Below are 25,042 nucleotides of genomic sequence, written 5' to 3' on the forward strand. Positions count from 1 at the left end.
CCTTTTTTAACCATATCATTTAAGATAACGTTCTACCTAAATACGGTTCCCAATCTTTCCAAACCGGTTGTAAGCCCCGTTTAACCAATTCGGCAGCAATAATTTGCGGAGGACGCTCATCATCCGGTGAGAATTGTTCGAGATGTTTATCGTCTTCTTCCGCATAGCCGCCCGGCTGTGTTTTCGAGCCTGCGCTGATGGTATTGATCGCAATCGGAATCACGTTATTGCGGAAATTGGCACTTTCACGAGTCGAAAGCGAAAGTTCTACTTCCGGGAAACAAAGACGGAATGCACAAATAATTTGTAACAGTTGCTTATCGCTCATTTGCGAAGCCGGCTGTAATCCACCAACACAAGGTCGTAAACGAGGAAATGAGATTGAATAACGGCTTTGCCAATATTTATTTTGCAGGTAATTCAAATGCTCGCCGACAAAGTAAATATCGGTACGCCAGTCATTTGAAAGCCCGATTAATGCACCTAAACCGATTTTATCTATGCCCGCTTGCCCTAAACGATCTTGGCTGTCCAAACGGTAAATAAAATCCTGTTTCTGACCGCGTAAATGATGTTTGGCATATTCGGCGGCATTATAGGTTTCTTGATAAACCAGCACGCCGTCCAAGCCGAGTGTTTTTAATTCGGCATATTCTTCGGATTGAAGCGGCTGTACTTCCATTAATAAGGCGGAAAAATGCGGGCGGATCAGTTTTAATTTTTCTCTAAAATAAGCCATACCGACTTTGGTTTCGTGTTCGCCGGTTACCAGTAATAAATGCTCGTAGCCCATCGACTTAATCGCTTTGATTTCATTGAGAATTTCTTGCTCGTCAAGAATCTTACGCTTAATGCGGTTACTCATTGAAAAACCGCAATAAGTACAGTCATTGGTACATACATTAGAGAGATAAAGCGGTAGATAAAAGCCGACCGTATTACCGAAACGCTGACGAGTAAGCTGTTGAGCCAGCTGTGCCATCGGTTCTAAATAGGCTTCCGCTGCCGGCGAGATTAATGCCATAAAGTCATTTAAATCTCGGTTTGAACTTTGCAGCGCATTCTCTACGTCCGCTGAAGTTTTTGCTCTTAACGATAAAGCGAAATGCCCCCAATCGAGCGTTTGCCAATAATCGCTAAAATGCGAGAACTGATTCGTTTTCATTGCAACTCCCTAGCCTAAAAAGCCGGTTAATGGGCTGGTTGCCTGTGCGGTTTGACTTACTTTGCCAAGCCCTGCCAAATAACCTAAACGACCGGCTTCCACCGCTAATTTAAAGGCTTGTGCAACTTGAATCGGATCACGGGCTACCGCCATTGCCGTATTAACTAATACCGCATCCGCACCCATTTCCATTGCTTGTGCAGCGTGGCTCGGTGCGCCGATACCGGCATCCACTACCACCGGCACTCGGCTTTGTTCAATAATAATGCGTAAAAAGTCTTGGGTTTTTAGCCCTTGGTTGGTTCCAATCGGTGCCCCTAACGGCATCACCGCCGCACAACCGACTTCTTCCAAACGTTTGCATAACACCGGATCCGCACCGCAATAAGGCAATACGATAAAACCTTCTTTCACCAACATTTCCGCACCTTTTAGCGTTTCAATCGGATCCGGCAGCAAATAACGAACATCAGGGTGAATTTCAAGTTTTATCCAGTTAGTTTGTAGTGCTTCTCGTGCCAGTTTTGCCGCAAAGACCGCTTCTTCCGCCGTTTTCGCCCCCGAGGTATTCGGTAACAGTTTTACGCCGCTCTGAATCAACGGCGTTAAAATATCATCTTGTGTCTGTGCTAAATCCACACGTTTCATCGCCATTGTGGCTAATTGAGAACCCGATGCGACAATACTTTGTTGCATCACTTTAGGGTTTGAAAATTTGCCCGTGCCGGTAAAAAGACGGGAGTGAAATTCGGTATCACCAATTTTAAGCAGATCTGTCATATTCTTTTTCCTTATTTATATGCCTTCCGAGTGAAGGATTTTTTCTAAAATATTACTATTTCTAATTTGTACTAAACGTTATCAGCCGCCGGCTATCGCTTTAAATACGGTAAGCTTCGCCCCTTCTTGCAACAGATAATTTTGCCATTCGCTTTTCGGAATAATCTGTTGATTTAATGCGACCGCCACACCTTGTAAATTAGCTTGTGAAAGTGCTAACGCCGTTTGGATAGACGTATTTTCCGCTACGTCAAACGGTTGATTATTAATGAAAATTTGCATATTTCCTCACTTTCAAAATTCGTTTATAACTTATAATGTTCCGCATACTCGACAACGTTTATCTTTTACCATTTCAATTTGTTGCCACATCAAACTTCTTCCGTCAAACACACCGAACTTTCCGTCACAAGAAACGGGTAAACCCAGTAAAAATTTCAGCGCTTCTAACGCCTGTAAACTGCCGATAATACCGACAATCGGTGCTAAAACACCGGCGGTGCGACAATTTAGATTACCGATCTCAGTATCGGGAAATAGGCAGGCGTAGCAGCCGTGTTGATAAGGCGGAAACACACCCAATAATTGCCCGTCCATACCGACCGCCGAACCGGAAATCAGCGGAATTTGGTTTTCCACACACACTTTATTAACCGCATGACGGGTTTCCATATTGTCCGAGCAATCCAACACTACATTGACTTTATTTACCCAATACGTCAAATTGTCGGCAGTTAATTGTTTATTGATAGCGACAACTTCAACCAACGGATTAATCGCTTGTAAATTTAGCCGAGCCTGCTCGCTTTTCGGCTTATTCAAATCTTTCATGCCGAACAATGTTTGGCGTTGTAAATTGGTTAAATCCACCTTATCAAAGTCGGCTAAATAAAGTTTTCCGACACCGGCGGATGCGAGATATTGTGCAACCGGCGAACCGAGTCCGCCGCAGCCCACTACCAATACTCGACTTTTGGCTAACTTTTGCTGCCCTTCAATGCCGCATTCCTCCAACAGAATTTGGCGGCTATAACGCAGGAAATCTTGATCAGATAAACTCATAACAATCTCTTAGTAAAAAATCTTAGAAAATCAACCGCTTGTACTATCGCATATATTGAACCCACGGCAGCCAACGGCGTAGTAGCCTGTCGGTAATAAAGTACAAACAAAGCGTCATTAGTAATAACACGGTTAAAGCGGCAAATAACAAATCGGTTTGCATTCGAGCATTGGCGTGTAACATCAAATAGCCTAGCCCTTGTGAAGACCCGACCCACTCCCCGACAACCGCCCCGATAGGTGCAACCGAAACTGCAATACGTAACCCAGATGCTAATGCAGGTAACGCCGCCGGCAGACGAACCCGAAGCAATATGGCAAGCGGTTTGATTTCTAAGGTTTTTGCCAATTCCAAATAGGCTTTGGGCGTATTACGCAGTCCGTCATAACAAGCAGCCGTCACCGGAAAATAAATGATCAATACGGTCATCGCAATTTTGGAAGCCATACCGTATCCGAGCCAAAGCACTAATAAAGGGGCGATAGCAAAAACCGGAATAGCTTGAGAAATAACTAATAACGGTAATAAGAAACCGTTTAACCATTTGGAAAGTGAAAGTGCTAAGGCGGACATTACTCCAAGTAGGAAACCCAGACTTAGGCCGGTAATAATTTCAATAAAGGTAATTTGGCTATGCTGCCAAAGTAGCGGAAATTGGCTGACGATTTGTTCAAATACCGTAAGCGGAGCAGGTAACATATAATGCGGTAAAGCAAACCCGGTGACGACCGCCTGCCATAATAAAATCAGTAATAAGCTCAAACCGCCGATTTTGAATAGACGTTTAAACATGCTCGCCCTCCACACACTGATTAGAGAGCATATTCAATAGTTGCTGTTCTAATTGCCATTGTTCGGCATCTGAACCAAAACGAGGTGCGTTGTTTGACGGTTCAATCACATTCGATAATTGTGCAGGTTGATGTTTAAGAATATAGATTTGATCGGCAAGACGAATCGCTTCTTGCGGGTCGTGAGTGATTAACAGCACGGTTTTATCGGCTAAAAGCTGTGCCGCCAGTTGTTGTAACTGCAAACGTGTAACCGTATCCAAGGCGGAAAACGGCTCGTCCATCAGAATAAGATCCGCATCTTGCATCAAGGTACGAGCTAAAGCCACTCGTTGACGTTGTCCGCCGGAAAGTTGGTAACAGGGCTTATTTTTATGCTCCGACATTTTTACCGCCGCTAACAATTGCTCTGCCTTAGCTAAGGTTTCCGCATTTTTCTTACCTTGCAAATGAGCGGCTAATTGCACGCTATCCAATACCGATAGCCAAGGAAATAAGGAATCTTGCTGAGCCAGCCACGCAATTTTCGTATCAGAGGCAAGTTTGATTGAACCGATTGACGTTGTTTCCAATCCGGCAATTAAACGCAATAAGGTTGATTTACCGATCCCAGATGCACCGAGTAAAGCGCACCATTTGCCTTTCGGCAATACGAAGTCGAAGTTATTAAAAATAACCTGCTGTTTGAATGCAAAATGCAACTGATGAATTTCGATACAATTCATTGAATACCTCGAAAAATAGGTATGAAAAACGACCGCTAATTAACGGCTAAAATGAATTGAACGAGGTGAATTTAATGAAAAAAAGATTGGAATAATTGAAATGAAAATAAGCATATTAGTTTCCTACGTCAGTACTAACTGTATCAGGTTCACGGGTTTAATCTCAGCTTCTTAAGAAGCACCCCGACTAAAAATTAGTACCAGTTTAAAGAAATTATCGAGAAAAGCCAACCGTTTGCTTAAAAAAATGAGAGAAATCTCACAGATTTAATTAGCAAGCGGTCTAATTTTATTCAAAATTAACAAAATCCGTACTTATCGCCGGATATAAAAAAGCGATAACACCATAAGATATTATCGCTTCTTTAGCTAATGCCAATAGGTTATTTATTAATCTTCTTTAGACTTCCAAATTAACGGATCCACACCGCGATGAATTAAATCTTGATGTTCTTCAATCTTAAAGACCGGCTCTTGTCCTGCTTTGACTTGGCGAACATAATCTTTTAATAAACGCCATACGATTGGCGCAAGAATCAAGATTGCAATTAAGTTAATCACCGCCATAGAAGCCATTACCGTATCGGCAAACGCCCAAACGATACCGCCGTCACGCACCGCACCGAAGTACACGAAGAACAACACAACCGCACGGAAAGCCCACACAAACCAAGGTTTGTTTTTGATATAACGAATATTAGTTTCCGCATAAGCATAGTTACCGATAATTGAGGTATAGCAGAATAATAACAAAATAAACGCTAAAAAATGTACGCCGAACTCGCCTAAATGGTATTGTAATGCGGTTTGAGTAAGTTCAACGCCTTTTAAGGTATCGCTACCGTAATTATCCGACATCAAAATAATAACTGCCGTACAGGTACAAACCACCATGGTATCGACAAATACGCCTAACATTTGGATTAAACCTTGGCTTGCCGGATGTTTCGCATCGGACGTCGCCGCTGAATTCGGTGCGGAACCCATACCGGCTTCATTTGAGAATAAACCGCGTTTAATCCCCATCAACATCGTTTTTGAAACTAAAGCACCGAACATACCGCCTGCAGCCGCTGAAAAATCGAACGCACTGTCAATAATTAATCCGAATACCGCCGGAACACGTTCGATATTCATACCTAAAATAATGACCGCAATGATCAGATAAAATAATGCCATCATCGGCACGATTTTAGCGGAAACTTGCCCGATAAGTTTTACCCCGCCGGAAATAATAATACCGGTTACAATTACCAATATTAAACCGATATATTGTCCGTCCCATTCCCATGCTTTACTGGTCGCCGCCACAATCGAGTTGGATTGCACCGCATTAAAAGCAAAACCGAAGGTAAAAATTAATGTAATCGCAAATGCAATCGCCATCGGTTTAAATTTCAAACCGCGCGTAATATAGTATGCGGGGCCGCCGCGGAACATACCGTTCGGATCACGCGTTTTATATAGTTGGGCAAGCGAAGATTCCGCAAATGCCGAACTCATTCCCATTAAAGCGGTAACCCACATCCAGAATACCGCACCCGGACCGCCTAAAGCGATAGCGGTTGCCACCCCACCGATATTACCGACACCGACACGGCTGGCTAAACCGGTTGTAAACGCTTGGAAAGGCGTTAAAGATTTCCCTTCCGCTGAACGTCCGCCCCACATTTCACGTAAACTACGAGGTAATAAACGCAGTTGAACAAAGCCGGTGGTAATCGTAAAAAACAGCCCCGTTCCTAAAAGGATTAAAATAGTGATGTCCCAAAGCGGACCGTCAATCGTATTCACAATCCATGTCAGGACATTTTCAAAACCCGAAACAATAAAATCCATCAAAGACCTCTTATAGTATGAAAAATAAAAACGAAAACGTTTGCATTTTAATGATTTTTTAACTTTTGAAAAGATCTTTAATCTTTCCATTAGTAAAATCTATCGTTTGAATAAACCCGCTCCGCCGGATGTTTCGATAAAACTACTATGGAACAAGGTAACACCAAAGATAACCAATATCATACCAACGAGAATTTTTAAAATTAGCATCGCTTGCCGACTGGTCTGTTCTGATATATACCACGTACTTAAACGTATCGCCCTGTTACGTGCGATAATCACTAACCATGCAAAGAGCGTTAGTGTCATACCGGTACCTATTGCCATCGCTAATGCGGATAGCATTCCCCAAGCATAAATATCTAAGGTATAGGCGAGAAATAACACCAAGATCGCACCGGAACACGGTCTGGCACCGATACTTAAGATTACCATCGCTTGAGCTTTCCAATCTTTTGCTTGGTGTATTTGGGTTGAAGACGGCAAGTGCTGATGTCCGCAACCGCAATTCTCGGTATGTAAATGTTTTTGAGGTCTGATAAGCGGTGTGATTTTGCTATTTTTTTGCAAGTTTATTGCGGAAATTCGCTGAATTTTAGGAATGGTATCGGATTTGCGCTTAAACGCTTTTAAGGCTTGGTAGCACCAATAGATGCCAAATAAGATCATCAAAACAAAGCTGCCTCGTTCCACCCATTTTAAGGTGAGATTAAAGTAGCTGCGTGAAAGGGTAAAAGCGACGACGATAATCGAAACCAGCGTAATTGCCGCAAAACCTTGCGCCAATGCGGACAGAAAGCTGATTTTCATCGCCTGATTCAGTTTCGTTTTTTCGAACGATAAGTAACCGGTTAAAATAAACTTACCATGTCCCGGGCCGACCGCATGAAATACACCGTATAAAAAGCTGATAATCAGCAAGGTAATACCGGCTTGCTGACGATTCTCACTCAGACTGGTCATCGCCGCGGAAATCTGCTGATTGAAACTTTTCTGCCACTCCAATACTTTGAAAAGAAATAGGGAATAATTGTTATAAACGGTAAAAAATAATAAAAAACAGACCGCTATCCATACAATGTGCTTTACTCGCATACCGCTACCACCTTTTGAGCAAATTGCGCCCCCAGTGTATTATCTTCGCCTTCAGGCATATCAGGTGTTTGCGTTTTATCCAAACTTGAAGCGTATAAACGTAACTCGCTATTCACTTTAGGTTGTTCAAGCGTTGCTTTACATGCCGAATTACTGATAGTCAAATCCGCTTTGTTATTATATTCCATTGCCATATAGTAACTCGGTTCATAGGTATAAAGGCGAATCGGATTGTTTTTTAGATCATAAGGTCGGCTTAAATAAAAGGTAACATAAAAGATAACTTTATTTCCGGCAATCCTAAAAGTCGTATTTGACGGTTTTGTCGTAAATTTTAACGGTTCGTCTTTGGCATTATACAAATAACTGAAATAGTGGTTTTCAATCGCCGTTTGTACCATTTCCGCCGTAATGGATTTCTTTGTCGCTTCTCTATCCGAACTGCTTTTCACCTCATAAATCAGTTCGGCCGAAGCAATTTCATCCATCGTCCATTCCATTTGAAAACCTTTCAGGGATGTTCCCTCTACTAGAATTTTATTTTTAAGGTCAAGAAAGGAATGGGGATGTGCCGCTACTTGTGTAGAAACAAATGAAATGAAACAAAAAAACGCAAATTTAATTAATTTCATTAATTCTCCTTATAAAAGCAAAAAGCGAACAAGTCACCCTGTTCGCTTTCCTAAAAAATAAAATGAGTCGGTCGATAAGCCGAGTTCTGTCGCGGACAATCATTCCTCTAGGCTTGCATTCGCATACAAGCTCAAGCAACCTACCCGAACTCTGGACGGGCCATCCATTGAGTTCCTATTTGGTCTTGCTACGAGTGGAGTTTACCGTGCCGTGGAATGTTGCCACCCACGCGGTGCGCTCTTACCGCACCCTTTCACCCTTACCTGCGCTAATGCACATCGGCGGTTTGCTCTCTGTTGCACTGGTCGTCGGTTCACACCGCCCAGACGTTATCTGGCACTCTGCCCTGTGTAGCTCGGACTTTCCTCTCGTTTACTTGTCCCGCTAGGTCGTTCTTGCGAACAATTAAGGGCTTCAATAAACCAGCGATTGTCTAACCAACTCAGAATAGCGAGTATAGCGGATTTGCAAAGTTTTGCCAATATTTAACCGCTTGTTCGACTAATTATTGGCAAATAAAAAAGGATTAAGTTCCGAAAAACTTAATCCTCTTGCTAATTCACATTACGAGCTAAATTAAGCGCGTTTGAAGTCTAAGTGAACTAATTTTGGTTTGGTCGGGTGACGTTGAATCGCTTGTACTTTAACTTGCTCTTCTTTACCCGCTACAACGATAGTTAATACTTCGTTATAGAACGCATCGTGTGCTTGTGCGTTGTTCACTTTATCGTGATCTAAGATGATTGATACAGGCTCTGCGTTACCACCGTAGATAATCGCAGGAACTTGACCATTGTGACGCAGGCGGCGGCTCGCACCCTTACCTTGCGCAGAACGAACTTCAGCTTCAAATTTGAATGACATTGTTTGATTCTCTTAAAGTAAAAAGGAACATAACGTTCCGTGAATATAAAAAATAGCAGGCGACCCAGCTATTTCACAAAATAATTTCGGCTAAAAAAGCCGAGTGCGTATTCTACGCACTTTTTTACCAAAATGCAAAACAAAAAGAGGCGAATAATCTCGCCTCTTTCAATTATTTTAAACCGTTAAGCGATAAGCGCTTTCACTTGTTTTGCATACGCATCCCAATCGGTAATCGGGCGAGTCGCAACGCCTGAATCCATCGCAGCTTTAGCAACCTCTGATGAAACCGCCACGATTAAACGTGGATCAAATGGTGTCGGGATGACATAATCCGGACCGAATGATAATTCACCGTAGGTTGATAACACTTCAAACGGAACCGGCTCTTTCGCTAAGTTTGCGATTGCGTGTGCCGCCGCCATTTTCATTTCTTCATTAATCGTGGTTGCGCCTACGTCTAACGCACCGCGGAATAAATACGGGAAGCAAAGTACATTATTTACTTGGTTAGGATAATCCGAACGACCGGTACATACGATTGCATCCGCACGTGCCGCTTTCGCTTCGTGTGGTGTGGTTTCCGGCACAGGATTCGCTAACGCAAGAATTAACGGATCTTTCGCCATGGTTTTGATCATATCTTGAGTTAATGCGCCCGCTTTAGAACAACCTAAGAATACGTCCGCTCCCGCGACCGCATCCGCAAGGGTACGCCAACCGTTATCTTCAATCGCATAGAATTGTTTGGTTTCGTCCATATTATCGCCGCGACCTTGGTAAATTACCCCTTTAGAATCGCACATGGTAATATTTTCTTTTTTGAAACCTAAAGAACGTAATAAGTTGGTACAAGCAATCGCAGACGCACCCGCACCGTTTACCACTAAACGCACTTCGCCAATATCTTTACCTACGATTTGTAAACCGTTTACTGCCGCCGCACCTACGATAATTGCCGTGCCGTGTTGGTCGTCGCGGAATACAGGAATACCCATACGCTCACGTAATTTTTTCTCGATATAGAAACATTCCGGTGCTTTGATATCTTCTAAGTTGATCCCGCCGAAAGTCGGTTCTAACGATGCGATAATATCGACTAATTTATCCGGATCGTGTTCGTTAATTTCGATATCAAAAACATCAACGCCGGCAAATTTTTTGAATAATACGCCTTTACCTTCCATTACCGGTTTGGACGCCAATGCACCGATATTACCTAAACCGAGTACCGCAGTGCCGTTTGAAATAACCGCTACTAAGTTACCACGAGCGGTATAACGACGAGCAGCAGCGGGATCCTTCTCGATTGCCAAGCAAGGTTCGGCAACGCCCGGAGAATACGCTAAGGCTAAATCATGTTGCGTTGCAAGTGATTTAGTCGGCGTAACCGAAATTTTGCCCGGTACCGGAAATTCGTGGAAGTCTAATGCTTGTTGTTTTAAATCGCTCATGGATACATCCTTAACATAAATAAGATTTTTGATGATGTGTATTTTCTTTATCTTTATCCATAGCACATTATTTCATACGCTTCTTATGCTACAAATAAAACGGTCGAATTGTACTGTAAAAGTTATTGTTTTTGTGTGATTTAGATCTAATTTTTAACATTTTCTTAAAGATAACAAAAAACGATAAGACTTGGCAAAGTTTATACTCGACCTTACTCAAAAAATTACTCTAATTAGGTAGAAATTATCGGTAAGTTGTTTTTCGGCTTGATTCTTTGGCTTTACTCATTCAAGATGATAAAACAAATACGTATTTATGTTCAAAATTATGCTATTACTGACCAAACTCATTACCGCTATTATTCTGCCGCCATTTAATGCTCTGATTTTATGGATTTTTTCTTTATTTCTCCATAAATTACAATTCAAAAAGCTGAGCTATTTTTGCACCACATTAGGTATGGCGATTCTCTATATTTGTAGTACGCCGTATTTCTCTCATCAATTGATTCAAGCGGTCACTTTTAGTGAAAAACTTACCATTGAGGATTATAAAAAGGCGCAAGCGATTGTAGTGTTGGGGGGAGGGGTACGTAACAGTCACGAATTATTCGGTCGTTATGCGATTGCCGCCGCACCGTTAGAACGTATGCGTTATGCGGCTTATTTACATAAACAGACCGGTTTACCGATTTTAGTGACCGGCGGAAGCCCTGAAGGCAGAGAACCGGAAGCGAAAATTATGGCGCAAGAATTACACGATTTCTTTAATGTTTCGGTAAAATGGGTCGAATCAGCATCCAATACGACTGAAGAAAATGCCATATTAAGTAAAGCGATGCTTAAACAGGAAGGTATCGATCGCATTATCTTAGTTACGAATCAGTGGCATATGAAAAGAGCGAAAATGTTATTTGAACGTGAGGGATTTAACGTACTTGCCGCCGGCACCACCGCTCATCAAGCGCTTGATATCGGTATTTTACCCTTTATTCCGCAAGCGCAAGCCTTACAGAACAGTAGCATTGCACTTAAAGAGTGGATTGGTTATTGGAAAGAAAAACTGATCGGATAATTAGCATAATAAAGCCCCGTTTGAGGGCTTTGTACTAAAGTGAATGAATCAGATGTTCGATCATCAAACCGGCAATATCAATACCGCTTGCCTGTTCAATCCCTTCCAGCCCCGGGCTGGCATTTACTTCCAATACCAACAATCCGCTATCGGAACGAATCAGATCAACACCCGCCACGCTAAGCCCGATGGCGTTTGCCGCTTTTACCGCAAGCTGCTGTTCCGCTTCAGTTAATGCTATCAGTTGTGCTTTACCGCCTAAATGGATATTTGCACGAAATTCGCCCTCATTACTTGAACGTTGCATCGCCGCCACGACACGATCTCCGATGACAAACGCTCGAATATCCTGCCCTTTTGACTCCGCTACGAAATCTTGCAGCAAATAAGTTAATTTCGCTTGCTGTAAAACCCCTAAGACACTTTGGGCGGTTTGTTTGCTCTCGGCTAACATAACCCCTACACCTTGCGAACCGGATAAGGTTTTCGTTATCAACGGGAACTGATGTTGGGCTAAATGTCCGTCCATCGAACACAGTTCTCCGGCTAACGAACTTGCCGGCACTGCAATTTGTGCGGCAACTAAAACTTGTAAACTTAGCCATTTATCTCGTGCCAAAGCGAAAGCGGTCGAATTATTTAATACTTTTACCCGTTTCGCTTCAAAATAACGCAAAACTCGACATCCCATTTCCGTACTGGTTGTGCCGAAACGAGGCAACACCGCATCATAATCGGGTAATAATTGCGGAAGCGGTCGATTTTTATCGTAAATTTCCCCTGTTTGGTAATAGAGCCGCAATACGGATTGACCTTGCTCCACCGCTAATTTTATTAACATTCGATTCGGGTCGAGAATATCTAAGCTAATTCCCCGTTGCTCACAAGCCTGTTGTAAACGTTGGCAACTGTATAAACGAGGCTCACGACACAACATTAAAAATTTCATCGTTTCAACAATCCTTGTTGTTGGAAAAACGGTAACATATGCGGACGCACCGCTTTATTTAAGGTTTTGTCAATCGCCGCTTGCCACTGCTGTCCTTCACCGGTTCTCGCCTGATAATAAGCGGTCAAAATTTCGTTATATTTTGCAAGTTCCGTTTGATCCAACGGCTGATATTGATCTTCGTAACAGACCAAACTTATAGGCAAACGCGGTTTTAGTGCGGGATCCTGTGCTGGATAACCCAAACACATTCCTACTAACGGCACACAATATTGCGGTAGCCCTAATACCTCCGCCACTTTCGCCACATCATTACGTAATGCCCCGATATATACACCGCCTAAGCCGACCGATTCCGCAGCCAGCAAAACATTCTGTGCAAAAATGCCCGTATCGACCGCACCGATTACGCTGACTTCCGCCCAATCCAATTGAGAATCCGGCACTAATTGCTTATGTTTGTTAAAATCGATACAAAAAACCAAAAACTCGGCACATTCGGTCACATACGCCATACCCGATACCTCACGCAATGCTTGGCGTATGGTTTGATCTTTGACACGAATCACGCTTACGCATTGCAAATGATTGGATGTTGAGGCTTGTTGCCCGGCTTGGATTAAGGTTTGGAATAGATCTTCCGAGATAGGTTGTTCGGTAAATTTACGAATAGAACGATGCGAAAGTATCGTTTCTAAGGTTGGTTTGCTCATCATATTGCCTCCGATAAAATAAACGTCCGACATTACACGTTTTTTCAATCTTATGTGGCAGTGACGTAAAAATCAAACTATTCGCAATAAAATTGGTGTAAAACGGCTAAAATCGCTCTCACTTTTTCATCTTCCACTCGATAAACGCGTTCCCGATGTTTCACTTCGGCAACAATCACACCTGCCGCTCTTAAAATTGCCAATTGATTGGAGGTTGCCGCTTGCGGCATACCGATAGCTTGGCATAGTTCGCTTACATTGCAATCCTTTTCCAATAAGCAACATAAAATCGCCAATCTATTCGGGTTTGCCAATAATTTTAGAAAATTGCTCGCTTCACCCGCCTTTTCAAATATCTCACTCATTTTACTTCCTGTTTTATGCTCAATAAGGGTTAAAAAAATCTATCGTTAATTTTAAAAAATTTATTGACAGAATTCAATCACAAAAATATTATATAAAAAAATCATTATATAAATAAATAATTATATCAACTAATGTATATATAAGGAGTATCCTATGAAAGCGAATGTCGGTGGAATTGATAAAGTCTTACGTATTGTGATCGGCGCATTACTGACCGTACTCGCCGCAACAGGCACAATCGGGATTTGGGGTTATTTAGGCGTAATCATACTATTAACCGGTCTTTTTTCCCGTTGCGGCTTGTATTCACTACTGGGTATTAATACCGCCCAAAACTGCCCTGTTTGTCCGTTCAAAAAGAAATAACTAAAAAGCTTGAAGCTGTATAAGCTCAATAATAAGGAGCAGATATGTCTGATAACATCCAAAATTTTGATCTTACCCGTCGTTTATTCTTACAAAGTAGCGCATTAGGCCTAACTGCGACAGCAAGCGGTCTATTATTACCGAAATCTGCTCTAGCCGAACCTAAAGTATCAGCAGCGATAAAAATTGTTATTGCCGGCGGCGGTGCAGCCGGACTTGCCACCGCCTCTCGTTTAGCCGAACGATTGGATGAAAAAGCCGAAATCATCGTAATCGAGCCGAACAAACAGCATATCTATCAACCGGGCTTTACCCTAATTGCTGCGGGATTAAAACCTGCCGATTATTCGGTATCCGATACCGGTGACTATCTTCCGCCTCAAGTGAAATGGATTGAAGCTAAAGTGGAAGAATTTAACCCTGATGCGAACAAAGTGCGTTTATCTAACGGTGAAAATTTAAACTACGACTATCTGTTCGTAACCACCGGTCTAAAACTGGATTATGACGCCATCGAAGGAATGGATACCAAATTAATCGGTACTAACGGTTTAGGCAGTATCTATCATAGTGCCGTCGGTGCGGAAAAAACTTGGAAATTGCTCGATGAGTTTAGCCGTAAAGGCGGAAATGCCGTATTGCTCCGTCCGAATACCGAAATGAAATGTTCCGGTGCGCCGCTAAAATATACTTTTATTGTGCGTGATTATCTCCACCGTCGCGGTACATTGGCTAAATCGCATATCAGCTACAACAGTAATAACGGCTCGTTCTTCAGTGTGCCGATTGTTTCTGAAAAAGTACGTATGATGTTCGAAGCGCGCGATATTCACTACCACTATCATCGTATTTTAAAAGCGATTGATCCTGCCAAACGTATTGCTACCTTTGAAAGTAAAGACGAAGGTAAAGTAGAACTGCCGTACGATTTTATCAATGTTATTCCGCCGCAAGTCGCACCTGATGCCGTTCGAAATTCACCGTTGGCATGGCAAACCGGTCCATGGAAAAACGAAGGTTGGATGGAAGTATCGAAAAGTACGCTACGCCATGTCCGTTATCCGAATGTATTCGGGGTAGGCGATATTGCCGGCGTACCGAAAGGCAAAACCGCCGCCAGTGTAAAATGGCAAGTGCCGGTTGCGGTCGATCACTTAATCTGTGAGTTACAAGGCAAAGAAAGCCAATTGATTTACAACGGTTACACCTCTTGTCCATTGATCACCGAAGTCGGACGAGCGATGTTAGTCGAATTTGATTATAACAACAATTTGCAACCGTCTTTCCCGGGAATTATCCATCCGTTAGAAGATTCGTGGACAAGCTGGTTGCTCGAAACTATCGGTTTAAAACCGACTTATCTCAGTATGTTACGCGGTAAAGCCTAAGGAGCGGAAGATGAACAGTTTAGAATTAACGATGGTAATTGCCGTCGTACAAGAAATGTTAGCGTGGGCATTTTACCCGTTATTAATTTTAGCCGTAATATTAACCGTGGCTTTAGTCATTTTGCTTATCAAAGAAAAAGGCTTTCATCTCAAACGCTTAGTACAAGCGGAGGTCGTCGGTTTAGTCGGCGGCTTTATCGGCGTTCTCGTGCTGTTTTGGCTGACTCAATCCGGCTTATCCGATATCGGCGCGCCTATCGATGCTTTCGCATTGCTCGTTACCTATGCGGTGAATTTCTTCGGTTTTGCCGTACTGTATTACACCGTTAAAGGTTGGTTATTTAAAAACTAAACAAAGAAGGAACTATGTTAAACGAAGTAAATCCGGCACCATCGGCGGAAAATCCGACAAGCGGTAAAAAATTGGCGAATTTCCCCGTACCTTTATTTGCCAGTGTGATGGGACTCAGCGGACTGACGATTGCTTGGTATAAAGGGCATGAAGTCCTAAATTTACCTAGTGAGATCAGTGACGGTTTGCGTTATCTCACCACGTTGATTTGGCTGCTACTGTTCGTTATCTATCTGTTTAAAGGCATTCGCTTTCCGCAACAAGTTAAAGCGGACAGTATGCATCCGGTCAAAATGAACTTTTTAACCGCCATTTCCATCGGCTTACTATTATTGTCGGTGGCATGGAAGCCGGCTTCAATAGCGGTTTCGCAAAGTTTATGGATGGTCGGAGCTATCTTACATTTAGGTTTTACTTTCTTTGTAGTGGATCGCTGGATTTTCAAAAGCCAATTTAAATTGGCGCAAATAACACCGGCGTGGTTTATTCCGGTCGTCGGTAATATTATCGTGCCGGTAGTGGGGGTTAATTACGCACCTAGCGATGTAAACTGGTTCTTTTTCAGTATCGGTTTTCTGTTCTAGATTGTATTGCTGACTCTCGTATTACATCGAATGTTCTTCGCTGATCCGCTACCGACTAAACTGAATCCGACCTTGTTCGTTTTAATCGCACCGCCCGCGGTCGGTTTTATCAGCTATACCAAATTGGTGGGTGAACTCGTGCCGTTCGGTCAAATACTGTACTTCTTTGCGATGTTTTGGACGCTATTTTTAGCTCTGAAAGTACGTGTGTTTTTAAATACGCCGTTCTTCCTCTCGGCATGGGGCTACTCTTTCCCGCTGGCGGCATTCAGTATCGCCAGCCTTGAGATGAGCGGTTTAGCGAATATAGAAACGGCACTTTATTACCGTATTATCGGTTCGGTTATGCTGATTATCAGCACACTTATTATCACTTATTTAACTGTGAGAACGTTGCGGGAAATAATTAACGGTAGCGTTTTCCAACCCGATTAATTCATGCAAATACAAGGAGCAAATTATGTTTACTAACTGGAAAGAACAAACACAAATCACTAAACAAGCATTCGGTAAAATGGCGCAAGCCCATCCGAAAATGTTACAAGCAATGGGTGCTTTAAATGCGGCATCGGCAGAAGAAGGGCTAGATGCGAAAACTCGTGAACTAATTGCGCTTGCTGTTGCTATTACTACACGCTGTGAAAGCTGTATTAGCGTTCATGCAGAAGCGGCAATTAAAGCAGGCGCAACCGACAAGGAAATTGCTGGTGCGTTAGCGACTGCTATCGAAACTAATGCAGGCGCGGCTTACGCTTATGCGTTAAGAGCTTTTGAAGCGGTAGAAACCCAACGTTAATTTAATATTGAATCCCCCAAATAAAAGCGGTGAAGTTTACAAATTCTTTTGCAAATTCCACCGCTTTTTCTATAGTTTTTCTAAATAGCTACGCCCGCCTAATGCACTAACTTGACGCATAATCCACGCTTGACGTTTACGCATGGTCGGCCCCGGTTTATTCACCCGAAACACTAACGGATTCGGTAATGAGGCGGCTAATAATGCCGATTCTTGTAAGGTCAGATCTTTCGCTCGTTTTTTAAAGAAGTGCTTCGCTGCCGCTTCTACGCCAAAGACACCCTCGCCGAATTCAGCGATATTTAAGTACACTTCCAAAATACGGCGTTTGCCCCAAGTATTTTCCATCACGAAAGTGAGCGGTAATTCAATACCTTTTCGCAACCAACTTTGTCCGTGCCATAAAAACATATTTTTGACGGTTTGCTGAGAAATGGTGGAGGCTCCCCGCACTTTTTTCGACTTAGCATTACGCTGCAATGCGATTTCAATCGCTTGTAAATCGATGCCGAAATGGCTTTCGAATTTTTGATCTTCCGAAGCGATTACCGCCATCTGCATTTGCCAAGCGATTTTATCTAAGCTGACCCAATCATATTGGATTTTATAATTATCGCCGGCGATCAAATGCTCGACTTTTTTCTGCGCCATATAAGCGGAGAACGGCACGGGCAATACCGAAAAGATCATCAAAAACGTAACGAAAACGCCGGCAACCCCCGCGCCTAAACGACTGGTTCCGAACCATAACCAACCGGATCGGGAACTTATCGCCTGCGGAATAAAAAACTTGATGATTCTACGGCATAGACGTTTAATCAAACTAAACATGGTAACTGACTTCTTTTTGCGCTTTCGTTTACGCCTTGCCATTCAGTTTCTCGTTTAACCATTCGATAAATTGCGGCTCCAATGTTTTCAGCATATTGGAAGCGCGCGTAATGGTTGCGGCACTGGTGTTTAAATTTTGTTGAATCTCTCGCTGCGGAACTTCGCCCTTTAACAAATTACCGACAATTTGGACCCGTAATCCTAAAGAGTTGCGCTCGTCCGCCGTTAAAAACGAGGAAAAAAATTGCTCTAATTTATCTTCCGCAACCGCCTGTTGTATTAAAACCATAAACTGTTGCCACTCTTGCGGATCACGTTGACTATAAAGAATTTTCATTGAACCTCCAAAATAAGGAAAGCGGTCTGATTTTGGCAAAATTTTGCGAAAATAAAACCGCTAGTAAAATAAATTATTTCTTAGATTTTTTACCGCCACGTTGGTCGTCTAACTCAGCGTCTTTCGGTATGCTAAATTTGAACAAATCAGACGATACGCCGCCACCGGTAATATTGCGTAATACGTATAAATTACTCTGCCCGTCTCGTTCAATGGTACTAAAACCTTTTAACATACCGCTTTGATCGATACGCACATCAAACTGTTTTAAATTACTTTTTTTCGATTTCGGTTTTAATACGAACGTATCCGCGTTTTGCGTCACATCATATTGATCCCAATGGCTTTTATCGCTGCTGGTTAATAACACGAACGGCGTATTATTAACCGCATCTTGCACCGTATTCACCGTCACTTGTGAAACAAACGGGTCGTAAAACCATAAATTCGCACCGTCCGAAACAATTAAATTTTCCTGTGGCGATTTAGTATCCATACGGAACAAATTCGGGCGTTTTACTTGGAATTTACCTTTACCCGATTGAATTTGTTTACCTTTGCTCGAACGTACCGTTTGATCAAAATCCGCACTATATTGGCTGACTTGCTCTAAACGGCGTTGTAATTCGGCAACAGACTGCGCATCGGCAAACGCTGCGCCGGTCATAGAAACTAAGGCAAAACCTAATAATGATTGCTTAATTAATTTTTTCATTTTTTGTTCCTTCTATCAAAGAGAATCAAGTGCCTCTTTGACAACCTATTCTGTAAAAGTTTCACAAAGCTCGTACTAGCATAACGATACAATAAAATAAGCCAAACACCAAGAAGCATTTGGCTTTTATTTTATTGATTAATTATTTTTCACAAAATTAATGCGATTCGTCCCAGTTATCGCCCACGCCGACTTCGGCAATTAACGGTACTTTAAGCTGAATCGCTTTTTCCATTTCCGCTTTGATTAATTGGCTGTAATGCTCGATCAATTCTTCTTTTACTTCAAACACCAATTCATCGTGTACTTGCATAATCATTTTGATGTTGTCATCGTTTCGAATCGCTTTATCAATACCAATCATTGCCACTTTGATAATATCCGCCGCCGTACCTTGCATTGGTGCGTTGATTGCTACACGCTCCGCCGCCTTACGACGCATTGCGTTACTAGATTTAATTTCCGGCAAATATAAACGTCTGCCGAATAGCGTTTCTACATAACCTTTTTCACTCGCACTTTCACGAATATCGGTCATAAATTGTTGCACCGCCGGATAGCGTTGGAAATAGCATTCCATATATTTTTTCGCATCGGCACGTGAAATACCTAATTGGTTTGATAAACCGAACTCTGACATACCATAAATTAGACCGAAGTTAATCGCTTTAGCACTACGGCGTTGTTCACTTGTTACTTGATCCAACGCTAAACCGAAAATTTCCGCTGCCGTTGCACGGTGAATATCTTTACCTTCAGCGAAGGCGGTAATCATCCCTTCATCATTTGCTAAATGTGCCATAATACGCAATTCGATTTGCGAATAGTCGGCTGCGACAATTTTATAGCCATCACGAGCAATAAACGCCTGACGAATACGTCTGCCTTCCTCATTACGGATCGGAATATTTTGTAAATTCGGATCGCTCGATGAAAGACGACCGGTCGCCGTTACCGCTTGGTGATAAGAGGTATGAACTCTACCTGTTTTGAGGTTAATCATTGATGGTAATTTATCGGTATAAGTCGATTTCAACTTACTTAAACCACGATGTTCCATTAATAATCTCGGCACTAAATGCCCTTGTCCCGCTAATTCATCCAACACTTCTTCATTGGTAGAAGGTGCACCTTTCGGTGTTTTTTTCAAGACAGGCAAACCAAGTTTAGTAAATAAAATTTCTTGTAATTGCTTAGTAGAAGCAAGATTAAAGATTTCGCCCGCTTCACTATGCACTAACTGTTCCAACTCAGCTAAACGCTGTTCAATTTCTGCCGATTGTGCGAGTAATTTTTCAGGATCAATCAATACACCGTTACGCTCAATACGAGAAAGCACTTCAACCAACGGCATTTCAATTTCATGAAACAACTTAACCAGTGTCGGCTCTTTTTCTAATTCCGGCGTAAGCACTTGATGTAATTTCATTGTCACATCCGCATCTTCCGCCGCATATTTAGATGCGACATCAATCGCAATTTTATCGAATGTCAGCTGGTTTTTACCCTTACCGGCAATTTCTTCAAACTCAATCGTTTTATGTCCTAAATAGCGATCCGCCAATTCGTCCATATTATGGCGACCGGTGCTATTTAGCGTATAAGATTCCAGCATCGTATCAAATGCCACGCCTGCCACCTGCACACCGTGATTGGCGAAAATGGTTAGATCATATTTAATGTTTTGCCCGATCTTTTTCACGTCCGCACTTTCTAATAACGGCTTAAGTTCGGTTAAACAAGCGGTCAAATTTAACTGATTTTTTGCAAGTTCGAAGCTTGTGGTCGTTTCTGCTTCTGCCGGCTCGGCGAACAGATCGCTTTGCTGAGGCTCAAGCGTTACCTGTTCTTTGTGCGTTAGCGGAATATAGCACGCTTCGCCGTTAGACAAACCGAATGAAATCCCGACTAAATTTGCCGACATAGAATCTAAATTATCGGTTTCGGTATCCACCGCCACTAATTTTGCTTGGTTGATCTTTTCAATCCAACTCTGCAATTGTTCTATTGTGGTTACCGTTTCATATCGGCTACGATCAATCTCCACTTTTGCAAAAGTTTGTTCGGTTTCAACCGCTTGTGGTACTGAAGCAGTCGCTTGATAATTGTTAGGGATTTTTTCCGCTGAATTTTGCGTGACGGGGTTAGCATCATTCATGACTTCATTCAGCCAACGCTTAAATTCATAACGCCCAAACAACTCAACTAATTCGTCACGTTTTTGCGGTTGTACTATTAATTGTTCATGGGTGACTTCCAGTTCAACATCGGTCTTAATCGTGGCAAGCAAATAAGATAAATCCGCGGCTTCTTTCTCCGCTTCTAATTTCGGTGCAAGTGTTTTAGCACCACGGAATGAAAGCGTAGCTACTTGATCCAAGTTCGTATAAATATCTTTCAGCGAACCGATTCCTTGCAGCAAGCCTAATGCGGTTTTCTCACCCACGCCTTTCACACCGGGAATATTATCCGAAGCGTCGCCTTGCAAAGCCAAGTAATCAATAATTAGCTCCGGCGGAATCCCGTATTTCTCAATCACGCCTTCACGATCAAGCAAGGTATTGTTCATCGTGTTAATCAGCATAATATGATCGTTCACCAGTTGTGCCATATCTTTATCGCCGGTACTGATTAACACATTTTTGCCATCATTCGCCGCATGCACCGCAAGCGTACCGATCACGTCATCCGCTTCCACACCTTCAATTGAAATCAACGGGATGCCTAACGCTTTAATAATCGTATGTAACGGCTGCACTTGCGCACGCAAATCATCCGGCATCGGCGGACGATGCGATTTATATTGTTCGAACAACTCGTCACGAAAAGTCTTACCCTTCGCATCAAAAACCACCGCAATATGGCTCGGCTCAACCTGAGCTATCAAACTTTTCAGCATATTTAACACGCCATACATCGCCCCCGTCGGCTCACCATTTTTATTAGTCAGCGGCGGAAACGCATGAAACGCACGATAAAGATAAGAAGAACCGTCCACAAGAACGAGCGGATTTTGAGCAATTGTAGCCATTAAATAAAATCTCTTTTGTTAAAAATTTGTAGTCTATTATAACGAAAACAAGCGGTTAAATCCCCTTTAAATTTTGAAAAGTTTTGGGAGAATTTAACCGCTTGTAAGTTAAATATTAGCCTTAATACCTAGTTGCCGCTTTCATCACTTTCACAAATTCCGCTAATTCGCTAAGTAATTGCGTTTGGCTATCTAAATTCTGTTCGATAATTTTCACAATCGCCGATCCGGAAATCGCACCGTCACAACCGAGTGCTAACGCTTCTTTAACTTGTTCAGGTTTAGCAATTCCAAAGCCTTGCAAAATCGGGGCGGAATTTGACCGCTTGAGGCTTTTAATAAGGTTATCTAAATTTTTGGCGTGAGCTTGGTTCTCAGCACTGGTTACACCGGCACGAGAAACCAAATAGGTATAGCCCTCAGTTAAACGTGCAATACGTTCAATTGTTGCTTTATCCGCATTCGGCGGACAAATGAAGACTGATTGAATGCCGTGTTTTTTCGCTGCTTGAGTAAATTCTTCAGCGGCAAGTACCGGCACATCAGCAATTAATACCGCATCAACGCCGGCTTCGGCACAACGTTTGAAAAATACTTCTTGAGTTGGTACGAAAACTAAATTAGCACAAAGTAGCAAGCCAATTGGAATCTCAGGATATTTTGAGCGAATTTTGGCAATCATTTCAAAACACGCATCGGTGCTGTAACCACCATCTAATGCCCGTTTATTCGCAGCTTGAATCACCGGTCCATCTAACAGTGGATCAGAAAATGGGAAACCAAGTTCCAAAGCATCCGCTCCGTTAGCGATTAATGTTTCGATAATTTCAAACGAACGATCAAAATCCGGATCGCATAGGGTAACAAACGGCACAAAAGCTCCTTCGTTTTTCGCTTTTAAATTAGCAAACAAAGTATCAAAACGACTCATATTAGTTTCCCCCATTTAAAATTTTATCTACGGTAAAAATATCTTTATCGCCACGCCCGGAAAGATTGACCACCAAAAGTTGTTCTTTATCCGGATTTTGTGCAATCAGTTTTAGTGCGTAAGCCAATGCATGTGAACTTTCTAATGCCGGAATAATGCCTTCATTTTGTGCTAATGCTTGGAAAGCATCTAACGCTTCTTTATCAGTAATAGATACGTAATCTGCTCTGCCTGTGGCATTTAAATAGGCGTGTTGAGGCCCGACTGACGGGAAATCCAGCCCTGCCGAAATCGAATAAGATTCTTCGATTTGACCGTCTTTAGTTTGCATAATCGGCGATTTCATTCCGAAATAAATGCCGGTGGTACCATGTTTAAGCGGTGCGCCATGTTCGCCGGTTTCAATCCCTTTGCCAGCCGGTTCTACACCGATCAATTGCACGTCTTTTTCCTCAATAAAATCTGCAAACATACCGATGGCATTCGAGCCGCCGCCAACCGCAGCAATTACAGCATCCGGTAAGCGGTCTTCTTTTTCTAAAATTTGACGCTTTGTTTCTTCGCCAATCATTTTTTGAAATTCACGTACCATAGTCGGGAACGGGTGTGGACCTGCCGCCGTACCGATTAAGTAATGGGTCGTTTCGTAATTTGCCGCCCAGTCTCGCATCGCTTCACAGCAAGCATCTTTTAATGAGCAAGAGCCTTTTTGTACAGGAATCACTTCCGCGCCCATTAAACGCATACGAAAGACATTCGGCGACTGACGTTCCACATCTTTCGCCCCCATATAAATGACACAAGGTAAATCTAACATTGCACAAGCTAATGCGGTCGCAACCCCGTGTTGCCCAGCACCGGTTTCCGCAATAATACGAGTTTTGCCCATACGTTTTGCTAATAACGCTTGTCCTAATACTTGGTTGGTTTTATGTGCGCCACCATGTAACAGATCTTCACGTTTAAGATAAAGTTTAGTTTTGCTTCCTTTGGTGAGATTACGGCAAAGCGTTAATGCAGTCGGGCGACCGGCGTAGTTTTTCAGTAAGTCGGTAAATTCCGCTTGGAATAACGGATCATTTTGTGCTTCAACAAAAGCAGCTTCGAGTCGTTTTAAGACCGGTACGAGAATTTCCGGAACGTACATTCCGCCGAATTCGCCGAAATAAGGATTAAGAAGTGTGTCGGACATATCATGTTCTCTCTATAAATATTATGTACTATTAAAATAGTACATAACTTCACGATATGCAAGTAAAAATTTATGATGATGAATTAAAGAAGAGAAATATTGGTGTAAGAACGGTTTGAAACCTTATAACTCAATGAGTTATAAACTCCCCTCTTTAGCAAAGAGGGGTAACAAGTTAGAAATTAACCTCTTGCCACCGCAAGTGGTGAGAAAGTTTGTGCGGTCGGCATCACTTCAATACGGTTAATATTAACGTGTTCCGGTTGTTGGTTTAGCCATAACACAATGTTGGCAATATCTTCCGGTGCGACATAGTTCACGTTTTCATATACTTTTGCCGCTTTGTCGTCATCGCCTTTAAAGCGTACGTTCGAAAATTCCGTACCGCCGCATAAACCGGGTTCTACATTGGTTACACGTATTTTCGTACCGGCTAAATCCGCACGTAAATTGAGGCTAAATTGTTTCACGAAAGCTTTAGTACCGCCATAAACGTTACCGCCTGGATAAGGATAATTACCGGCGATTGAACCTAAATTGATAATATGTCCGCTATTACGTTCAACCATTTCCGGTAAAATCAAGCGAGTAACCGTCACAAGCCCTTTAATATTAGTGTCGATCATTTGATACCAATCTTTTAAATCGGTTTTATAAGCCGGTTCCAACCCTAATGCCAATCCGGCATTATTCACTAATAAATCGACCGCTTGCCAGCCTGCCGGACGGTTATTTAACGCCTGAGTGGTAGCATCTTCATCACTGACATCAAACGCAAACGGTAAAAAATTATTGCCAAATTGCGAATGTAATTCGTCAAGGCGTTCCTTACGTCTGCCGGTACCAATCACTTTATAACCTGATTGAATCAATAATTTACAAATTGCTAAACCGAATCCTGCCGTTGCACCGGTCACTAATGCTGTTTTCATTGTGTTTGCCCTCTTATCATTTTTAAATCATATAAATAACAAGCGGTCATATTTTGCAAATTTTTCACAAAATAC

At 42.4% G+C, this 25,042-nt stretch carries 26 protein-coding genes, 1 other RNA gene, 1 pseudogene and 1 riboswitch; of the genes and pseudogenes, 6 read left to right on the forward strand and 22 right to left on the reverse strand.

The window, feature by feature from the left end; all coding sequences use genetic code 11:
• Positions 1-19: 19 nt before the first annotated feature.
• From thiH to DY200_RS03895, 12 genes are all read right to left on the reverse strand, one after another.
• On the reverse strand, positions 20-1,165 hold the full coding sequence (gene thiH, locus DY200_RS03840; RefSeq protein ID WP_115586984.1) for a 2-iminoacetate synthase ThiH: 1,146 nt from the start codon (positions 1,163-1,165) through the stop codon (positions 20-22).
• 9 nt (positions 1,166-1,174) lie between these two features.
• Positions 1,175-1,936 (reverse strand): thiazole synthase, encoded by a 762-nt coding sequence (locus tag DY200_RS03845; protein WP_115587972.1) that lies wholly within the window; start codon positions 1,934-1,936, stop codon positions 1,175-1,177.
• A gap of 90 nt (positions 1,937-2,026) precedes the next feature.
• Positions 2,027-2,227 (reverse strand): sulfur carrier protein ThiS, encoded by a 201-nt coding sequence (thiS, locus tag DY200_RS03850; protein WP_115586985.1) that lies wholly within the window; start codon positions 2,225-2,227, stop codon positions 2,027-2,029.
• Positions 2,228-2,257: 30 nt separating this feature from the next.
• Positions 2,258-3,007, reverse strand: a complete 750-nt coding sequence (locus DY200_RS03855; RefSeq protein WP_115586986.1) for a HesA/MoeB/ThiF family protein — start codon at positions 3,005-3,007, stop codon at positions 2,258-2,260.
• Between the two features lie 43 nt (positions 3,008-3,050).
• Complete coding sequence (locus tag DY200_RS03860) at positions 3,051-3,800, reverse strand: ABC transporter permease (RefSeq protein ID WP_115586987.1); 750 nt, start codon at positions 3,798-3,800, stop codon at positions 3,051-3,053.
• Entirely contained in the window at positions 3,793-4,524 is a 732-nt protein-coding gene (locus tag DY200_RS03865) for an ABC transporter ATP-binding protein (RefSeq protein WP_115586988.1), read from the reverse strand. Before DY200_RS03865 ends, DY200_RS03860 begins: the two co-directional genes overlap by 8 nt.
• 103 nt (positions 4,525-4,627) lie before the next feature.
• Positions 4,628-4,720: riboswitch (TPP riboswitch) on the reverse strand.
• Positions 4,721-4,914: 194 nt separating this feature from the next.
• Positions 4,915-6,363, reverse strand: coding sequence for an alanine/glycine:cation symporter family protein (locus DY200_RS03870; protein WP_115586989.1), 1,449 nt, complete (start codon positions 6,361-6,363; stop codon positions 4,915-4,917).
• 99 nt (positions 6,364-6,462) lie between these two features.
• Positions 6,463-7,458: a nickel/cobalt transporter gene (locus tag DY200_RS03875; protein ID WP_115586990.1), complete on the reverse strand. Its 996-nt coding sequence runs from the start codon at positions 7,456-7,458 to the stop codon at positions 6,463-6,465.
• The gene (locus tag DY200_RS03880) at positions 7,449-8,090 is read right to left on the reverse strand and encodes a DUF1007 family protein (protein ID WP_012478387.1); all 642 of its coding nucleotides are present in this window, start codon (positions 8,088-8,090) and stop codon (positions 7,449-7,451) included. The genes DY200_RS03875 and DY200_RS03880 overlap by 10 nt, the downstream gene beginning before the upstream one ends.
• 59 nt (positions 8,091-8,149) lie before the next feature.
• Positions 8,150-8,536, reverse strand: an RNA gene (gene rnpB, locus DY200_RS03885) — RNase P RNA component class A.
• Positions 8,537-8,667: 131 nt separating this feature from the next.
• On the reverse strand, positions 8,668-8,955 hold the full coding sequence (gene rplY, locus DY200_RS03890; RefSeq protein WP_005600595.1) for a 50S ribosomal protein L25: 288 nt from the start codon (positions 8,953-8,955) through the stop codon (positions 8,668-8,670).
• Positions 8,956-9,140: 185 nt separating this feature from the next.
• Positions 9,141-10,409, reverse strand: a complete 1,269-nt coding sequence (locus DY200_RS03895; protein WP_115586991.1) for a malic enzyme-like NAD(P)-binding protein — start codon at positions 10,407-10,409, stop codon at positions 9,141-9,143.
• 316 nt (positions 10,410-10,725) lie between these two features.
• On the opposite strand from DY200_RS03895, the gene DY200_RS03900 reads away from it, so the two are divergent.
• The gene (locus DY200_RS03900; RefSeq protein ID WP_115586992.1) at positions 10,726-11,484 is read left to right on the forward strand and encodes a YdcF family protein; all 759 of its coding nucleotides are present in this window, start codon (positions 10,726-10,728) and stop codon (positions 11,482-11,484) included.
• Positions 11,485-11,518: 34 nt separating this feature from the next.
• On the opposite strand, the gene DY200_RS03905 is transcribed toward DY200_RS03900, so the two are convergent.
• The 3 genes from DY200_RS03905 to DY200_RS03915 form a co-directional block, all read right to left on the reverse strand.
• The gene (locus DY200_RS03905; protein WP_115586993.1) at positions 11,519-12,433 is read right to left on the reverse strand and encodes an ATP-grasp domain-containing protein; all 915 of its coding nucleotides are present in this window, start codon (positions 12,431-12,433) and stop codon (positions 11,519-11,521) included.
• A complete protein-coding gene (nfsA, locus tag DY200_RS03910; RefSeq protein WP_115586994.1) occupies positions 12,430-13,149 on the reverse strand; it encodes an oxygen-insensitive NADPH nitroreductase in 720 nt (239 codons plus the stop codon). Before nfsA ends, DY200_RS03905 begins: the two co-directional genes overlap by 4 nt.
• Before the next feature lie 74 nt (positions 13,150-13,223).
• Positions 13,224-13,511: an ArsR/SmtB family transcription factor gene (locus tag DY200_RS03915; RefSeq protein ID WP_005600586.1), complete on the reverse strand. Its 288-nt coding sequence runs from the start codon at positions 13,509-13,511 to the stop codon at positions 13,224-13,226.
• A 154-nt stretch (positions 13,512-13,665) separates the two neighbouring features.
• On the opposite strand from DY200_RS03915, the gene DY200_RS03920 reads away from it, so the two are divergent.
• The 5 genes and pseudogenes from DY200_RS03920 to DY200_RS03940 all read left to right on the forward strand — a co-directional run bounded on the left by DY200_RS03920 (position 13,666) and on the right by DY200_RS03940 (position 16,998).
• Entirely contained in the window at positions 13,666-13,878 is a 213-nt protein-coding gene (locus DY200_RS03920) for a YgaP family membrane protein (protein ID WP_005600584.1), read from the forward strand.
• 44 nt (positions 13,879-13,922) lie between these two features.
• Positions 13,923-15,266, forward strand: a complete 1,344-nt coding sequence (locus tag DY200_RS03925; RefSeq protein WP_115586995.1) for an NAD(P)/FAD-dependent oxidoreductase — start codon at positions 13,923-13,925, stop codon at positions 15,264-15,266.
• A gap of 10 nt (positions 15,267-15,276) precedes the next feature.
• Complete coding sequence (locus DY200_RS03930) at positions 15,277-15,618, forward strand: DUF5368 family protein (protein ID WP_115586996.1); 342 nt, start codon at positions 15,277-15,279, stop codon at positions 15,616-15,618.
• 14 nt (positions 15,619-15,632) lie between these two features.
• Positions 15,633-16,637 (forward strand): annotated as a pseudogene (locus tag DY200_RS03935) (SLAC1 anion channel family protein).
• A gap of 25 nt (positions 16,638-16,662) precedes the next feature.
• Positions 16,663-16,998, forward strand: coding sequence for a carboxymuconolactone decarboxylase family protein (locus DY200_RS03940; protein WP_005596608.1), 336 nt, complete (start codon positions 16,663-16,665; stop codon positions 16,996-16,998).
• 69 nt (positions 16,999-17,067) lie between these two features.
• Here the strand turns inward: DY200_RS03940 and mtgA are convergent, their stop codons facing one another.
• The 7 genes from mtgA to DY200_RS03975 all read right to left on the reverse strand — a co-directional run bounded on the left by mtgA (position 17,068) and on the right by DY200_RS03975 (position 24,967).
• Complete coding sequence (mtgA, locus tag DY200_RS03945) at positions 17,068-17,829, reverse strand: monofunctional biosynthetic peptidoglycan transglycosylase (RefSeq protein ID WP_115586997.1); 762 nt, start codon at positions 17,827-17,829, stop codon at positions 17,068-17,070.
• A gap of 28 nt (positions 17,830-17,857) precedes the next feature.
• Entirely contained in the window at positions 17,858-18,166 is a 309-nt protein-coding gene (gene trpR / locus DY200_RS03950; protein WP_115586998.1) for a trp operon repressor, read from the reverse strand.
• A 73-nt stretch (positions 18,167-18,239) separates the two neighbouring features.
• The gene (lolA, locus tag DY200_RS03955) at positions 18,240-18,881 is read right to left on the reverse strand and encodes an outer membrane lipoprotein periplasmic chaperone LolA (RefSeq protein ID WP_115586999.1); all 642 of its coding nucleotides are present in this window, start codon (positions 18,879-18,881) and stop codon (positions 18,240-18,242) included.
• Between the two features lie 157 nt (positions 18,882-19,038).
• The gene (gene polA, locus DY200_RS03960) at positions 19,039-21,912 is read right to left on the reverse strand and encodes a DNA polymerase I (RefSeq protein WP_115587000.1); all 2,874 of its coding nucleotides are present in this window, start codon (positions 21,910-21,912) and stop codon (positions 19,039-19,041) included.
• Positions 21,913-22,033: 121 nt separating this feature from the next.
• Positions 22,034-22,843: a tryptophan synthase subunit alpha gene (gene trpA / locus DY200_RS03965; RefSeq protein WP_115587001.1), complete on the reverse strand. Its 810-nt coding sequence runs from the start codon at positions 22,841-22,843 to the stop codon at positions 22,034-22,036.
• 1 nt (position 22,844) lies between these two features.
• Positions 22,845-24,035, reverse strand: a complete 1,191-nt coding sequence (gene trpB / locus DY200_RS03970; protein WP_115587002.1) for a tryptophan synthase subunit beta — start codon at positions 24,033-24,035, stop codon at positions 22,845-22,847.
• Positions 24,036-24,217: 182 nt separating this feature from the next.
• Entirely contained in the window at positions 24,218-24,967 is a 750-nt protein-coding gene (locus tag DY200_RS03975) for an SDR family oxidoreductase (RefSeq protein WP_115587003.1), read from the reverse strand.
• Between the last annotated feature and the right edge of the window lie 75 nt (positions 24,968-25,042).

The sequence above is a fragment of the Actinobacillus lignieresii genome, assembly GCF_900444945.1.
Lineage (GTDB): Bacteria > Pseudomonadota > Gammaproteobacteria > Enterobacterales > Pasteurellaceae > Actinobacillus > Actinobacillus lignieresii.

Coding starts and splice junctions, on each gene's coding strand:
- DY200_RS03895 (WP_115586991.1), bottom strand. CDS start 10,409: ATGAGCGATTTAAAACAACAAGCATTAGACTTCCACGAATTTCCGGTA.
- DY200_RS03865 (WP_115586988.1), bottom strand. CDS start 4,524: ATGAATTGTATCGAAATTCATCAGTTGCATTTTGCATTCAAACAGCAG.
- rplY (WP_005600595.1), bottom strand. CDS start 8,955: ATGTCATTCAAATTTGAAGCTGAAGTTCGTTCTGCGCAAGGTAAGGGT.
- DY200_RS03905 (WP_115586993.1), bottom strand. CDS start 12,433: ATGAAATTTTTAATGTTGTGTCGTGAGCCTCGTTTATACAGTTGCCAA.
- DY200_RS03940 (WP_005596608.1), top strand. CDS start 16,663: ATGTTTACTAACTGGAAAGAACAAACACAAATCACTAAACAAGCATTC.
- trpR (WP_115586998.1), bottom strand. CDS start 18,166: ATGAAAATTCTTTATAGTCAACGTGATCCGCAAGAGTGGCAACAGTTT.
- DY200_RS03855 (WP_115586986.1), bottom strand. CDS start 3,007: ATGAGTTTATCTGATCAAGATTTCCTGCGTTATAGCCGCCAAATTCTG.
- lolA (WP_115586999.1), bottom strand. CDS start 18,881: ATGAAAAAATTAATTAAGCAATCATTATTAGGTTTTGCCTTAGTTTCT.
- trpA (WP_115587001.1), bottom strand. CDS start 22,843: ATGAGTCGTTTTGATACTTTGTTTGCTAATTTAAAAGCGAAAAACGAA.
- DY200_RS03975 (WP_115587003.1), bottom strand. CDS start 24,967: ATGAAAACAGCATTAGTGACCGGTGCAACGGCAGGATTCGGTTTAGCA.
- DY200_RS03875 (WP_115586990.1), bottom strand. CDS start 7,458: ATGCGAGTAAAGCACATTGTATGGATAGCGGTCTGTTTTTTATTATTT.
- DY200_RS03870 (WP_115586989.1), bottom strand. CDS start 6,363: ATGGATTTTATTGTTTCGGGTTTTGAAAATGTCCTGACATGGATTGTG.
- nfsA (WP_115586994.1), bottom strand. CDS start 13,149: ATGATGAGCAAACCAACCTTAGAAACGATACTTTCGCATCGTTCTATT.
- trpB (WP_115587002.1), bottom strand. CDS start 24,035: ATGTCCGACACACTTCTTAATCCTTATTTCGGCGAATTCGGCGGAATG.
- DY200_RS03925 (WP_115586995.1), top strand. CDS start 13,923: ATGTCTGATAACATCCAAAATTTTGATCTTACCCGTCGTTTATTCTTA.
- thiH (WP_115586984.1), bottom strand. CDS start 1,165: ATGAAAACGAATCAGTTCTCGCATTTTAGCGATTATTGGCAAACGCTC.
- mtgA (WP_115586997.1), bottom strand. CDS start 17,829: ATGTTTAGTTTGATTAAACGTCTATGCCGTAGAATCATCAAGTTTTTT.
- thiS (WP_115586985.1), bottom strand. CDS start 2,227: ATGCAAATTTTCATTAATAATCAACCGTTTGACGTAGCGGAAAATACG.
- DY200_RS03880 (WP_012478387.1), bottom strand. CDS start 8,090: ATGAAATTAATTAAATTTGCGTTTTTTTGTTTCATTTCATTTGTTTCT.
- DY200_RS03920 (WP_005600584.1), top strand. CDS start 13,666: ATGAAAGCGAATGTCGGTGGAATTGATAAAGTCTTACGTATTGTGATC.
- polA (WP_115587000.1), bottom strand. CDS start 21,912: ATGGCTACAATTGCTCAAAATCCGCTCGTTCTTGTGGACGGTTCTTCT.
- DY200_RS03930 (WP_115586996.1), top strand. CDS start 15,277: ATGAACAGTTTAGAATTAACGATGGTAATTGCCGTCGTACAAGAAATG.
- DY200_RS03900 (WP_115586992.1), top strand. CDS start 10,726: ATGTTCAAAATTATGCTATTACTGACCAAACTCATTACCGCTATTATT.
- DY200_RS03915 (WP_005600586.1), bottom strand. CDS start 13,511: ATGAGTGAGATATTTGAAAAGGCGGGTGAAGCGAGCAATTTTCTAAAA.
- DY200_RS03860 (WP_115586987.1), bottom strand. CDS start 3,800: ATGTTTAAACGTCTATTCAAAATCGGCGGTTTGAGCTTATTACTGATT.